This is a genomic window from Provencibacterium massiliense (genome assembly GCF_900169495.1).
Lineage (GTDB): Bacteria > Bacillota > Clostridia > Oscillospirales > Ruminococcaceae > Harryflintia > Harryflintia acetispora.
Genome location: NZ_FWCH01000012.1, coordinates 337,260 through 351,138, shown reverse-complemented (window position 1 = coordinate 351,138; position 13,879 = coordinate 337,260). Strand labels below are relative to the sequence as shown.

Genomic DNA, 13,879 nt, shown 5'->3' with positions numbered 1-13,879 from the left:
ACAGCATGAAAACATTGCGAAGCACCAAATGCGGCGAGACCGTCACCGTGCAGAAACTCGGCGGCGAGGGCCCGCTCAAACGCCGGATCATGGACATGGGGATCACCAAGGGTACGAGCATCTATGTGCGCAAGGTGGCTCCCTTGGGCGACCCGGTCGAGATCACCATCCGCGGATACGAGCTGTCCATCCGCAAGAACGAGGCGGAAAACATCCTGGTGGACTGAGGTATTTTTACCGCCATAAGTTAGCAAACACTAACCATCGACTTCAAAGGCTTCACAGGCCAGCGGGCAATCCCCGCAGAGGAGGTAACACAGAGAATGGCTATTAAAATCGCGCTTGCAGGAAATCCAAACTGCGGCAAAACCACCATGTTCAACGACCTGACCGGGTCGAGCCAGTATGTGGGCAACTGGCCGGGGGTCACGGTCGAGAAGAAGGAGGGCAGGCTGCGCACTCACAAGGATGTGGTCGTGACCGACCTGCCGGGTATTTACAGCCTCTCCCCCTACACGCTGGAGGAGGTCGTCACCCGAAATTACATCCTGGACGAACACCCGGACGTGGTGATCGACCTGGTGGACGGCTCGAACATCGAGCGCAACCTCTACCTGACCACCCAGCTCACCGAGATGGGGCTACCGGTGATCATCGCGCTGAACATGATCGATATTGTGCAAAAGAACGGCGATAAGATCGACGTCGAAAAGCTCTCACAGGCGCTCGGGTGCGAGGTAATCGAGACCTCGGCGATTAAAGGGACCGGCTCGCGCCAAGTGGCGGAGCGCGCGGTGCAGATGGCGCTCACCGGGGCCAAGACCCACCCTGGACACACCTTCTCAAAGCCGGTCGAGGAAGCGCTCAGCGGGATCGAAAGCCTGATCGACGGTACGGTCCCGCAGGAGAGGCTGCGCTGGTACTCCATCAAGCTGTTCGAGCGGGACGAAAAGGTGCTCGAAAAGCTGGAGCTGGACGCGGACGGCAAAAAACGCCTGGAGGAGATCGTCTCCGGGCTCGAGGCCGAGCTGGACGACGACAGCGAAAGCATTATCACGGGCGAGCGCTACCAGTTCATCGGTAAGCTGGTCAGCCAGTGTGTGCGCAAAAGACAAAGCGGCCTGACCACCTCGGACAAAATCGACCGGGTGGTAACCAACCGCTGGCTAGCGCTGCCCATCTTTGCTGCCGTGATGTATATCGTCTATTTCGTCTCGGTCTCGTGGCTGGGCACCATCGTCACCGACTGGACCAACGACACCCTGTTTGCCGAGACCATCCAGCCAGCCGTCGGCGGGTGGCTGGAGGCGGTGGGCGCCGCCGGCTGGCTGCAGGGGCTGATCGTGGACGGGATCATCGGCGGCGTGGGCGCGGTGCTCGGCTTCGTGCCGCAGATGTTCATCCTCTTCTTCTTCCTCTCCATCCTGGAGGACTGCGGCTACATGGCGCGCGTCGCCTTCATCATGGACCGGATCTTCCGCAAGTTCGGCCTCTCGGGCAAGAGCTTCATCCCCATGCTCATCTCCTCCGGCTGCGGCGTGCCGGGGATCATGGCCACCCGCACCATCGAAAACGAGAAGGACCGGCGGATGACCATCATGACCACCACCTTCATCCCCTGCGGCGCCAAGCTGCCGATCATCGCGCTGATCGCGGGCGCGGTCTTCCCGAACATCACCTGGATGGCCCCGGCGACCTACTTCTTCGGGATCTTTATGGTCGTCATTTCCGGGATCATCCTCAAGAAGACCAAGATGTTCGCCGGCGACCCCTCCCCCTTCGTCATGGAGCTGCCCCAATACCACTTCCCCGCTCCCAAGGGCGTACTGCTGCACATGTGGGAGCGCGGCAAGGCCTTCATCATCAAGGCCGGCACCGTCATCTTCGTGGCCTGCGGGATCATCTGGTTTTTGCAGAGCTTCGGCTTCGGCCCCGAGGGCCTTTACATGGTCGAGGATGAAAACGCCAGCCTGCTGGCCGCGATCGGGGGCGTGATCGCCCCGATCTTCCTGCCGCTGGGCTTCGGCAACTGGCAGGCGGCCGTGGCCAGCGTCTCCGGGCTGGTGGCCAAGGAGAACGTGGTCGGCACCTTCGGCGTGCTCTTCGGCCTGGGCGAGGTCGGCGAGGACGACCCGGCCCTGCTCAGTATGGTTCCGACGCTCTTCGCCACGAGTGCCAGCGCCCTGGCTTTCATGGTCTTCAACCTGACCTGCGCGCCCTGTTTCGCGGCCATCGGCGCCATCCGCCGGGAGATGATGAGCGCCAAGTGGACCTGGTTCGCCATCGGCTACATGACGGCCATGGCCTACGTGATGGGCTTCATCATCAACCAGCTGGGCGGCTTCCTCTTCTATGGCGTGTCCTTCGGAATCGGCCAGGTCCTGGCCCTGATCTGTGTGGCAGCGCTGCTCTGGGGGCTGCTGCGCAGCTACAATCCCAATAAAACGGCCCGTAAACCCGCCGTCGCGGGGGCGCATGCATAACCGCCCCGCAGAAAGAAGGAATCCTTATGGTAACCTGGATCATATTCGGTCTTTTGCTGCTGGCCATGTTTTTCGCCATCCGCTACGCCTTTCGCAAGGCCAAGCGCGGTGAATGCGTCGGCTGTCCGGGCGGCAAAAGCGGTGGCTGCTGCCACTGTCAGCGGCAGATGGATACAAAGTAACCGACTTACCCCCTGCCGGAAGCGGCAGGGGGTAAGTTTTGTTTTCATTGGCGATTGACAAAGCCGCTGGGATTTTATACAATCAATTCATACTATACATAAGGGGAAGCGTTATGCAAAAGAGAAGTATTCCAGTGTGCATCATTCTATCCATCCTCACCTGCAACCTCTACGGGATCTATTGGTTCATCTGCCTGACCGACGAGGCAAACGCCCTTTCAGGGGATCACAAAACCTCCGGCGGGATGGCCTTCCTGCTGACGCTCATCACCTGTAACATCTACGGAATATACTGGGCCTACAAAATGGGCGAAAAGCTGGATATGGTGAAAAGGGCGCGGGGCATCCCGAGCAGCGACAGCGGCGTGCTCTACCTGATCCTGGAGCTGATCTTCCCCCTGGCCGGCTGGGCGCTCATGCAAAATGAGATCAACAAGCTGATCGACGGCCCCATCTATCAATGAGAGACCGGCTGCAAAACCTGCTGAAAAAAGCGTCCCTGCTCTGCCTGTGCGCGGCGGGGTACGCTTTTTTGCTGCTGTATACCCCCGTTTCGATCCCCTGCCCCTTTCATGCGCTCACCGGGCTCTACTGTCCCGGCTGTGGGGTTTCGCGCATGTCGCTGGCCCTGCTGCGCCTCGACCTTGCCGCCGCCCTTCGCGCGAATGCGGCGCTCTGCCTCCTGCTCCCGGCGCTGGCGCTGCTCTTCCTGTGGCGCGGTGGGCACTACCTGCGCACCGGCGAGTGGGCGACGCCGCGGTGGCTGTCCTCCCTGCTCTGGGTGATGATCGCGCTGCTCCTCCTGTTCGGAGTGCTGCGAAACCTTCCCGCCCTGTCCTTCCTCGCGCCCCACTGAATCCCTCAAACATGCAAAGTCCCTGCGCGCTCCCGCAAAGCGGGAGCACGCAGGGACTCTTTTATCAAGCTGTGCGGTCATTCCTCCCGGGAGAGGTCCTTCGCTTCGATCCGGCGGTAGGGCAGCCAGATATAATGCCCTTCCTCCAGCTTCGCCGCCGATGCGGGGTCCTCCCCGCGGCTGAGCGCCAGCGACAGGTCGATCATGGTCTTTGCCATCCCCTCGCTGTCGTTGAGCACGGTGCCCTTGAGGGTCCCGGCCCGGATGGCCTCGAGCGCCGGCGGGGTTGCGTCCACCCCGACCACCAGAGGCATGCTCTCGGCGCTAAGGCCGGCGGAGAGGCAGGCGTCGATCGCGCCCAAGGCCATGTCGTCGTTGTTGGCGAAGACCGCCTCGATGTCCCCGCCCTGCTCCTCCAGCCACAGCGACATCTTCTGCGCGGCCTGCGCACGGTTCCAGTTGGCCGACTCGCTGGCCAGCTTGCGCACCCGGATTCCCACCGAGGTCAGCGCGTCTATGGCATACTTGGTGCGCAGCAGGGTGTCCTGATGGCCGGGCTCACCTTCGAGCATGACATACTCGAGCACGTCGTTGCCGTTGCGGTCCACCTGACCGCGCTCATTCTGCCACAGGTCGCGCACGATCTGCCCCTGCAGCCGCCCCGATTCGGCGGCCTTGGCCCCCACATAGTAAACCTGCTCCCAGCGCTCCATGTCCTCCTCGACCGGCTGGCGGTTGAAGAAGATCAGGGGTACTGCGGCCTCCTCGGCCTTGTCGATCAATACGGCGGCCGCCGTGCGGTCCACGATATTGACGCAGATCACGTCGCACCCCTGGTCGAGGAAGCGGTCCATCTGCTCAAGCTGCACCGTCTGGTTGCTGCGCCCATCGGTGATGGTCAGGCTGATCTTGATATCCTTTTCCAGTTCCTCCTCCCGCGCCAGGCGCTCCATATGCTGCACCACGGTGGAGATGAAGGTGTCCTCCTGCTGGTAAACCGCGATCCCCAGGCGCAGGACGCTCTCCTCCCGCTCGCTGCCTCCCGTGCAGCCGCCCAGCAGGATGGCAAGGAGCAGGAGTACTGCCAGCCCTTTAATACATAACCGGGAAAAACAGCTTTTGATTGTCCGGTTCATACAGATTCTCCCCTCGCACAATTCGGAAGCCCAGCTGCGGCGTATTCAGGCTCCTTTCGCCCCTTGAGCGGCGGGCCGCCTCCTGCACCGACGAATACCCTGCCGCGTAGTCGCTCCAGGCGGCCGCCGCCGCGATGGTGCCCTTTTCCAGGCAGGCCGCGATCGCCCCGGTGGCTCCCACCCCATAGAGCAGCGGCTGCTCGGGCAACTCCTGTGCCACCGAGGCCAACGCCTCGGTGGCGGCGTAATCGAAGGCGATCACGGCGCCGGCGCCGGTCTGCCCGAGCAGACCGGGCAGATCCCGCTGCAGGCTCTGCGCCTCGGCCTTCTGCACCTCGAAGGGCACCCCCGCCTCCCGCAGCGTCTGCAGGCAGGCTTGCAGACGCTGCGCGACCCCGGTGCTGCGTGAGGCGGTATCCAGCAGCAATACCCGCTCCCCGCGGCGGTCCTCCAGAAACGCCCCGGCCAGCGCCCGGCCCATCTCCCCGTTCTCCGGCGTGAAGCAGGCCCTGCCTCCGGGCATGGGCGACTCCATGGTCACCACCGGCAGCTCGATGGACTGCTCCTCCAAAAACGCGGCGAGCCCCTCGGGATCGGCGGGGACCACGATCACGGCGTCGGCCCCGCCCTTCGCCTCCCGCTGGAGCAGCGCCGCCTGGGAAGCGTAGTCGTTGTCCTGCGCCAAGGGCAGGAAGCGCAGCTCCGCCCCAAGATCCACGGCCGCCTGCTCCATCCCCAGCCTGGCGTTGGACCACAAAGCGGTATCCGCCTCGCGGATGAGCACCGAAATTTCCAGCGTGCGGCGGCGGCTCTCGATGCCGGGGAGCTCGGGCAGCACCAGGGTGAGCGCCACCGAGACGCCCAACAGGCAGAGGATCACCAGCTGGATCAGATTGCGTCCTATCTTCACGGCTGTGCCTCCTTCCACCGGCCGGCTGCCGACTCGTCCAGGGCCGGCTGGCGAATGCGCACGGTGGTACCCATATCCGGCTCGCTCATGATGACAAGGCCGTAGCGCTCCCCGAAGGTGAGCCGGATCCGGCTGTGCACGTTGCGCACCCCGATCCCCGAGCCCTTGCCCCGGTTGGGGACCGGCTTGCTGCCGTCCAGCAGCTGCCCGGCCACCTCGGGGAGCATGCCCAGTCCGTTATCGCTCACGTCGATGAGCAGGTCCTCCCCCTCGCGGTAGGCGTGCACGGTGATCAGCCCGTCCCCGTCGGCGGCGGCCATCCCGTGGTAGATGGCGTTCTCCAGAATCGGCTGGACGATCAGCTTGAGGGAGTAGAGCCCCTCGGTGTCCGCGTCGGCATGAATCTGCACCTCGAAACGGTTCTTATAACGCATTTTCTGGATGGTCATGTAGTGCCCGGCGTGCTCGAGCTCGTCGCGCAGGGGGATGATGCTGCTCCCCCGGCTGAGCGAAATACGGAACAGCCTCGCCAGGGAGGTGACCATCTGGATGGCCTCGGGGTACCGCCCCGCCTCGGTCATCCAGATGACCGAATCCAGGGTGTTATACAAAAAGTGGGGGTTGATCTGAGACTGGAGCACCTCCAGCTCGGAGCGGCGCTTCTCGCCCTCCTGCTGGATGATGTCCTCCATCAGGTGGCGCATGGTCGAGGTCATCGAGCGGATGGCGTGCCCCAGCCGGCGCACCTCGTAGCAGCCGTCCTCCTCGATCTCGACCTCCTTGCCCGCCTCGAGCTGCTTGACCGTCTGCTCGAGATTGCGGATGGGCTTGGAGATGTGCTCGGAAATGCGGAAGTTGAGGAAAGCCAGCAAAAAGACCGAAAAGAGGATCAGCGACGCGCCGAAGAGGATCATCTGGTAGGAGTTGGACGCAAGCCCCGCCACCGGGACCACGCCCACCAGCTTCCAGCCGGTGTAGCCCACCGTCTTGACGGTCACCTGCCGCTCCCGCCCGCCGAAACTTTCGCGGTGGCTGCCGTCGCGGTAGCCGGCGGCGGCGAGGTTGTTTTCCTCCTCGAGCCCCGCGTAGATCATCTGCTGCTTGGGGTGGTAGATCAGCTCCCCGTTCCCGTCGATGAGGTAGAGGTAGCCGCCGCCCGGCAGCTCCACATCCCGGCAGATCTGCTCGATCCCGCCGAAGCTCATGTCCACGAGCAGCACGCCGTTTTCGGTGCTGCCCGCCCTGGTCAGCTCCACATGGCGGCTCAGTGACACCACCCAGCGGTAGGAGTAGCTGGGGTCCTCAAAGAGGTTTTGCACCTGCGGGGTGAAAAAATGCAGGTTTTCAAGCCTCTGGGTGGCGGCGGTGAACCAGGGCTGCTGCGCGGGGGCAGCCTGGGGCTTGAGGGAGCCCAGCGGCGTGGCGCTCACCAGTGAACCGTCGCCGCCAAAGAGGGCGATCGAAACGAGCGCGTCGCGGTTCTCCTCATACAGCAGGTTCATCTGCTGGGAGATGTCCCCCCGCTCGAGGTCGGTGGACTTGATCACCCGAAAATACATGGTGTCCGAAATGCGCATCATCCGGCGCAGATAGCCATCCAGGTTTAAATTCACCTGGGCGAGCACCCGCTGGCTGCCGTCCTCCTGGAGGCGGTTGGTGGTTGTGGAGAAGCGCCAGAACAAGGACAGGCCGATGAAGAGGATCCCCACCACCGCCACCGCCGTGAAGGAGAGGGAGATGACCATCTGGATGCTCATCGAGCGGTACCAGCGTGACACCCTGCTTGCCAGCGAACGGATCAATTTTCGCATATTCCCGGCGCTCCTTCCCCATTTGATTCAGTGGTTTCAGCCGTCCTTGAGCCCCGCGCGGAACTTGGAGGGCGACATACCGAAATGTTTTTTGAAAACGTAGCTGAAATAGTTCGGGTCCTGATAGCCGGTCCTCTCGGCGATCCGGTAGGTCGTTTCCCCACTCTCGCGCAGCAGCCGTACCGCCTCCTCCATGCGCACATCGGTTACATAGGCGGTAAAGCCCATGCCGGTTTCACGCTTGAAGAGGGTGGAAAAATAAGCGGGCGACAGGTGCAGGTGGGCGCACAGGGCATCCACCCCCAGGTCGCTGTCGGCAAAGTTTTGGGCGATGTAGGCCTTGGCCGCCTCGACGGTGCGCCCGGCGGAATCGATCCGCCGCCTGCCCAGCAGCTCCTGAAGGCGCAGGCAGCGCTCGCAGCACCAGCGCCCGAGCTCCTCGGGCGAGCGGAAGTCGGTGAGCTGCACCATCCCGGTGAAGCCCTCGCCGAAGACCTCCTCCGGCTCCACCCCGCCGCTGCGCGCCAGCTTGATTAAGGAGGTGAGCAGCTCGAGGAAAAAGATCTGGCACTGCGGCAGCGCGAGCCCCGCCTCCCGCACCCTGGCGATCAGGGATTCGATCAGGGGCGGGAGCTGCTCCCGGTCGCCGAGCTTGATCGCGGCTGAGAGCTCGCGCTCGTCCGCCTCGTCGAAGGAGAGGCGCACCGATCCGTCCGGCTCCAGATCGCCGATATAGAGCACCCGCCCCGGCCCGGCGAGCACCCGGTAATCCAGCGCCCAGCGGGCCTCCTCGACCGAAAGATGGAGCTGCTGCGGCCCGAAGCAGGGCCGGCCGACCCCCACCGTGAGAGTCAGGTCCAGATAGCTGCGCGAAAGGGCGCAGACCCGGTCCAGCTCGGCGATCAGCGGATAGGGGTTTTCAAACCTCGGCAAAGTGGTCAGCAGGGCCACCGTGTCGTTGTAGAGGATCAGATGGGAGGTGCAGTCCTTTAGCGAGAAATGCTCCTCGAACAGCGCGCGCACCGAGACGAGGAGCAGCTCGTCCCGGTTGACCGGGTCGTCCTCCCCCGCGCCGTCCACCTGGATGAGCGCGGCCGCCCAAACCCCCTCGGGCAGACCGATCTCGAAGCGGTCGGCCCGCTCACGGACCTGGTCGGGGCGCACCCGTCCGTCGAGCAGCCGGGTGAAAAACAGCTCGCGCAGCACCGGCAGGCTCTCCTCATATTGCCGGCGCAGGGTCTCCATATCCCGGCGCTCGGCCCGCTCGCGGTCCAGCTGGCCGCGCAGCTTCTGCAGCACCTGTCGCAGCTCGGGGGCGTTGATCGGCTTGAGGATGTACTCCGAGACGTTCATGCTGATGGCCTGGCGGGCGTATTCAAAGTCGTCGAAGCCGGAAAAGACCACCGTCCTGGCCGCGGGCAGCTGGGTGCGCAGGCGGCGGCAGAGCTCCAGCCCGTCGATGAAGGGCATCTTGATGTCGGTGAGCACCACGTCGGGGCGCAGCTGCTCGCAGAGCTCCAGCGCCTCGGCGCCATTCTCCGCCTCGCCGACCAGCTCGAAGCCCAAGGAGGCCCAGTCGATCTTGCGGCTGATCCCCTCGCGGATCTCCTCCTCGTCGTCCACCAGCAGAACCCGGTATGTTTCCATACGCAATCCCCTCCCGTATGATGATTAGTATACCAGTAGTTTCGCAGTTTCTGCAAGAGATAATCAAAATTAGCCCCCATACAGCATGAGGCTGCCGGTTTATCCGGCAGCCTCATGCGCACGAATCCCAAAACGGATTACTTCTTGACCAGGTATTTGCGCATATCCAGCGCGCAGGCGAACAGGATGATCCCGCCCTTGATGAGATAGAACAGGTCCTGGTTGATCCCGATCATATTCAGTCCCACGAAGATCAGGCGCAGCATGAGCACGCCGACGAGGATCCCGCGGATCTTACCGATACCGCCGACGAACGACACGCCGCCGATGACGCAGGCCGCGATCCCGTCCAGCTCGTAGTTGAAGCCGGTGTTGGCGGTGTTGGAGGCCACGCGCGCGCCCTCCACAAAGCCGGTCACCGCGTACATGGCGCCCGCCAGGGCGAAGACCAGGATGGTGGTGGCCATCACGTTGACGCCGGAAACCCGCGCGGCTTCCTCATTGGCGCCCAGGGCAAACATGTTTTTCCCCAGGGTGGTCTTGTTCCAGATAAACCACATCAGCGCGGTGGCGATCACGGCGATAAGCACATAGTTGGGGATCGGAATCCCGCCCACCTGCATGAAGGGCAGGTGCCCGGTCACGAACTCGGTGTAGGATTTATCCAGCCCGGAGATGGCCATGCCCTTGTTGTTGCCCATCTTGACGTAGAGCAGCAGGAGGGTATAGACAATCAGCTGGGTGCCCAGGGTCACGATGAAGGGATGGAGCTTGAACTTGGCCACAAAGAAGCCGTTGAACGCGCCGAAGAGCCCGCCGATGAGCATGGCGATCAGGATGACCACAAAGATGTTCAGCGGTCCGATGCTCGGCCACATCTTGTTGTTGGTGGTGACCGCCTGCAAGAGCGAGGCGGAAATACACGCGGTCAACCCCACGATCCGCCCGGCGGACAGGTCGGTGCCGGTCAGGACGATACATCCCGCAACGCCCAGCGCGACGGGCAGGTAGGCCGCCGTCTGGGAAAGGATGTTGATGATGGACGAGGCCGTCAGAAAGTTCGGGTTCTTCATCGCAATATAGACGATGGCGATGAACATCAGGATGAACAGCGCGTTGTTCATCAAAAGGTCGCCCACCCGCTTGGCGGTCCAGGGCTCGCTTTCGCGCTTGACCTTGGCGACGGTGTTATTACTCATAGTGGTGCCTCCCCTTACACATACTTGGCCGCCAGGGTGAGGATCTCCTCCTGGCTGGTATTCTTCGCGTCGACCTCGCCGGCCAGCAGGCCGCCGGACATGACCAGAATCCGGTCGCAGACGCCCAGCAGCTCGGGCATCTCGGAGGAGACCATAATGACCCCCTTGCCCTCGTTGGCCAGATTGATGATCAGCTGATAGATTTCATATTTCGCGCCCACGTCGATCCCGCGGGTCGGTTCATCCAGCAGCAGCACCTCGGGCTTGGTGAGCAGCCACCGGCCGATGATGACCTTTTGCTGGTTGCCGCCCGAGAGCGAGCGGATCTGCGTCTTCTGGCCGGGGGTCTTGATCCGCATGGCCTCGATCGACCAGTCGGTGTCCTTGGCCATCTTTTTGTCGTCTAAGTACACGCCCCACTTCAGATAGTCGTGCAGGCTGGAGATCACCGTGTTTTCCCTAATACTCAGCACCCCAAAGATGCCGGTCGCCCGGCGCTCCTCGGTCAGCAGCGCGAAGCCGTTCCTGATCGCCTCGCCCGGCGTGCGGTTCTGCACCTCTTTGCCGTGCAGGCGGATGGTCCCCCCGCCCTTGGTCATGGCGCCGAAGAGGTTTTCCAGCACCTCGGTGCGCCCCGAGCCGTCCAGCCCCGCGATCCCGAGGATTTCGCCCTTGCGCAGCTCGAAGGAAGCCTCCTTGAGCCGGGTATACTTGCCCGAGAGCTTCTGGACCTCGAGGATCACGTCCCCCGGCTCGTTGGTCTTGGGCGGGAAGCGGTTGGTCAGCTCCCGGCCCACCATCAGGCGGATGATCTCCTCCATGGTCAACTCGCTCGCCGGGCGGGTCGCCACCCAGGCGCCGTCGCGCATGATGGTGACCTCATCGCTGATGCGCAGGATTTCTTCCATCTTATGGCTGATGTAGATGATGCCGCACCCCTTGTCGCGCAGCATCTTGATGATGCGGAACAGGTGCTCTACCTCCACCTCGGTCAGCGAGGAGGTGGGCTCGTCGAAGACGATGATCTTGGCCTCGTAGGAGACCGCCTTGGCGATCTCCACCATCTGCCGCTGGGAGACGGGCATGGTGGACATGATCGTTTTGGGATCGACCTTGACCTCGAGCTGGCTGAACACCTCGCGGGTGCGCTGCATCATGGCGTGCTCGTTGACCATCAGCCCGCCCACCTTGGGATAGCGCCCGAGCCAGAGGTTATCCAAAACGCTGCGCGTCAGGGCCTGGTTGAGCTCCTGATGCACCATGGCGACCCCGTTTTCCAAGGCCTCCTTGGCGCTTTTAAAATTGACCTCTTTCCCGTCCAGGATGATGGTCCCGCTGTCCTTGCGGTAGATGCCGAACAGGCATTTCATCAAGGTGGACTTGCCCGCGCCGTTCTCGCCCATCAGGGCGTGGACGGTGCCGGGACGCACCGTGAGGGACACGTTGTCGAGCGCCTTGACACCGGGAAATTCCTTGCTGACGTTCTTCATTTCCAGCAATACCGGCTGCTCCATCTGTTTCCTCCTCTCTAAAGGTACCGCGGAGCCCCTGCCCGAGCCGCCCTGAAAAGAACGGGTGCAGCTTGGGCAGGGGTTCCACGCAAAAAGCGGGGCTGCCACTTCTGGCAACCCCGCTCGTCCGTGGCGATCCGTGCTGGGGCGAATGCCGCGAATATTTCGCTTATTCGCCGGTGTACACGCCGTAAGGTACGCGAATCTTATCCACGCCTTCGTCTACGTTGAAGGAATCGGTGTTGGCCATCAGCTCGGAACCGTCCTTGACGTTCCCAACCAGAGCGGTGATGGTCTTGGCCATACCTTCGGCATCCTGCATGATGGTACCGGTCATCATACCTTCCTGGATCTTCTGCTTGGCGGAGTCGATCGCGTCAACGCCGAAGACCGGGATGGTCTTGCCGCCGTCGCCCTTGTTGTAGCCGGCCGCCTGCAGCGCGGAGATCGCGCCCTCGGCCATGCCGTCGTTGTTGGCGATGACCATCTCAACCATGTTGCCGTTGGACTCGGAGTACTCGGCGAGAATGGTGTTCATGTAGTCGGTCGCGGCCTGCGCGCTCCATGCGCCGGTCTGGTCGACCAGGTACTTGGAGGTGTTGCCCGCGTCATAGAAGGTCAGGGCGGACTTGCCGGCCTCGGTGAGCAGCTTGTCGCAGTCCTCAACGGAATACTGGGTGCGGTACTCGGCCTCGGCGTTGCCCTCCTGGCCCTTGAACATGACGTAGGAGATGGTGCCGTCGCCGTTGAGATCGGTGGCCTCGTAGTTGGCGAGCAGGTACTCGGCGATCATCTGGCCCTGCATGTGGCCGGCCTCGGCGGCGTCGGTGCCGACGAAGGCGCACTTGTCGTAGCTGTTGACCACCTCATCGGCAACCTCGCGGTTGAAGAAGATGATGGGGATCCCGGCGCCCTGGGCGGCCTCAACGGCCTTCTGTGCGGCATCGGGAGAAGAGGTCTCGACGATGTTGACGATCAGCAGGTTGGCGCCGTTGGTGATGGCGGTGTTGATCTGGTCGATCTGGGTGCCCTGGATGTTGGCGGCGTCATAGTTCTGGTACTTCACGCCCAGCGCGTCGAGCTGCGAATCCATGTGGCCGCGCACGCTGGTGATGTACACATCGGCAAAGTTGTAGTAGAACACGCCGACGTTCAGGTCCGAAAGATCGGCCGCAGGGGTGGATTCGGCAGGAGTGCTGGACTCAGCCGGGGTGCTGGACTCAGGGGTGGAAGCGGGGGCCTCGGAACTCGACGTGGTGGTCGTACCACCGGAGCACCCGGCCAGCAGGCTCAGCGAGAGCATACCGGCAATGGCAAGTGAAAGAATTCTCTTCATTCTGTTTCCTCCTTAAAATCAAGGGTTGATTTCCTGATTCGCGCCGCGGGAGGCACTCCCTGCGGGGCAACTTTATTGTACCGCCCGCGAACAAGAAAAACGATAGAAAATTCTTTTCTCTTTCATGAAAAAACTTTGTTGTTTCCCTGGAAAGTTTTAGGGGAAACGTTTTCCTCATAAGGACATCCCCCTGCTCACCGCCCTCCACAGGCGGAACGGGCGGGACCGATCGCAAAACTCCGGCAGGCGTATGGTCTCTCTCAAAACACACTAAAAACATTGAGCCGCTTATTAATTTCATAGCGGCTTGAGAAACGAGAGCCCTTCCTATATAATGAGGTCAGACAGGAGGGATCGCATGTATCAGCCCAAAACCCCAAAGGATATCCGCTGCCCGCTCGAATACGGGCTCGACGTGTTTGGCGGGAAATGGAAGTCCAGAATCATCTGTGTGCTCGCCGAGAAGGATACCCTGCGCTACAGTGCACTGCGCAGGGAAATGACCAACATCACGGACGCGGTCCTGGCCGGCGCCCTGAAGGAATTGATCCGGGACGGCATCATTGAGCGTAAGCAGTACGACGAAATCCCCCCCGCGGGTCGAATACCGTCTCAGTGAAAAAGGAAAATCCGTGGTGCCGATTTTGCAGACGATCTGCCGTTGGTCGGGTGCCTATCACCGGGAAGACAGTACCAACACCCTGCTGCAATGCCAAAAATGCGATTATCACCTCAAATGAGCACAATGGGTGGAAGTGTAAAAGGCTCTCAAACGTCTTGAAAAGATGTTTGAGAGCCTTTTCTGTCA

Annotated in this window: 12 protein-coding genes and 1 pseudogene; 6 read left to right on the top strand and 7 right to left on the bottom strand. The window is 62.1% G+C overall.

Translation table 11 applies throughout. The annotated features are described in order from the left end of the window. Positions 1-5: 5 nt before the first annotated feature. The 5 genes from B5477_RS06675 (at position 6) to B5477_RS06655 (ending at position 3,521) form a co-directional block, all read left to right on the top strand. Positions 6-227: a FeoA family protein gene (locus B5477_RS06675; RefSeq protein ID WP_079698963.1), complete on the top strand. Its 222-nt coding sequence runs from the start codon at positions 6-8 to the stop codon at positions 225-227. Between the two features lie 96 nt (positions 228-323). Then, positions 324-2,483, top strand: coding sequence for a ferrous iron transport protein B (gene feoB / locus B5477_RS06670; protein ID WP_079698962.1), 2,160 nt, complete (start codon positions 324-326; stop codon positions 2,481-2,483). 26 nt (positions 2,484-2,509) lie between these two features. After that, positions 2,510-2,665 carry a FeoB-associated Cys-rich membrane protein gene (locus B5477_RS06665; protein ID WP_079698961.1) on the top strand — a complete coding sequence of 52 codons (156 nt, stop codon included), beginning with the start codon at positions 2,510-2,512 and terminating at the stop codon, positions 2,663-2,665. A gap of 113 nt (positions 2,666-2,778) precedes the next feature. After that, a complete protein-coding gene (locus B5477_RS06660; RefSeq protein WP_079698960.1) occupies positions 2,779-3,129 on the top strand; it encodes a DUF4234 domain-containing protein in 351 nt (116 codons plus the stop codon). Continuing rightward, complete coding sequence (locus B5477_RS06655) at positions 3,126-3,521, top strand: DUF2752 domain-containing protein (RefSeq protein WP_079698959.1); 396 nt, start codon at positions 3,126-3,128, stop codon at positions 3,519-3,521. The genes B5477_RS06660 and B5477_RS06655 overlap by 4 nt, the downstream gene beginning before the upstream one ends. A 77-nt stretch (positions 3,522-3,598) precedes the next feature. Here B5477_RS06655 and B5477_RS06650 read toward each other — a convergent pair whose 3' ends face one another. The 7 genes from B5477_RS06650 to B5477_RS06620 all read right to left on the bottom strand — a co-directional run bounded on the left by B5477_RS06650 (position 3,599) and on the right by B5477_RS06620 (position 13,071). Beyond that, positions 3,599-4,657, bottom strand: a complete 1,059-nt coding sequence (locus tag B5477_RS06650) for a galactose ABC transporter substrate-binding protein (RefSeq protein WP_117507805.1) — start codon at positions 4,655-4,657, stop codon at positions 3,599-3,601. Then, a complete protein-coding gene (locus tag B5477_RS06645) occupies positions 4,614-5,567 on the bottom strand; it encodes a substrate-binding domain-containing protein (RefSeq protein ID WP_159448955.1) in 954 nt (317 codons plus the stop codon). Before B5477_RS06645 ends, B5477_RS06650 begins: the two co-directional genes overlap by 44 nt. Next, positions 5,564-7,378: a sensor histidine kinase gene (locus tag B5477_RS06640; RefSeq protein ID WP_079698957.1), complete on the bottom strand. Its 1,815-nt coding sequence runs from the start codon at positions 7,376-7,378 to the stop codon at positions 5,564-5,566. The genes B5477_RS06645 and B5477_RS06640 overlap by 4 nt, the downstream gene beginning before the upstream one ends. Before the next feature lie 36 nt (positions 7,379-7,414). Next, complete coding sequence (locus B5477_RS06635) at positions 7,415-9,025, bottom strand: response regulator (protein ID WP_079698956.1); 1,611 nt, start codon at positions 9,023-9,025, stop codon at positions 7,415-7,417. 137 nt (positions 9,026-9,162) lie between these two features. Further along, on the bottom strand, positions 9,163-10,224 hold the full coding sequence (locus B5477_RS06630) for a galactose/methyl galactoside ABC transporter permease MglC (protein ID WP_079698955.1): 1,062 nt from the start codon (positions 10,222-10,224) through the stop codon (positions 9,163-9,165). Between the two features lie 14 nt (positions 10,225-10,238). Continuing rightward, positions 10,239-11,738, bottom strand: coding sequence for a sugar ABC transporter ATP-binding protein (locus B5477_RS06625; RefSeq protein ID WP_079698954.1), 1,500 nt, complete (start codon positions 11,736-11,738; stop codon positions 10,239-10,241). 166 nt (positions 11,739-11,904) lie between these two features. Next, positions 11,905-13,071: a galactose ABC transporter substrate-binding protein gene (locus tag B5477_RS06620; protein ID WP_079698953.1), complete on the bottom strand. Its 1,167-nt coding sequence runs from the start codon at positions 13,069-13,071 to the stop codon at positions 11,905-11,907. A 358-nt stretch (positions 13,072-13,429) separates the two neighbouring features. Here B5477_RS06620 and B5477_RS06615 point away from each other — a divergent pair. Then, a pseudogene (locus B5477_RS06615) lies at positions 13,430-13,811 on the top strand (winged helix-turn-helix transcriptional regulator). Positions 13,812-13,879 lie beyond the last annotated feature (68 nt).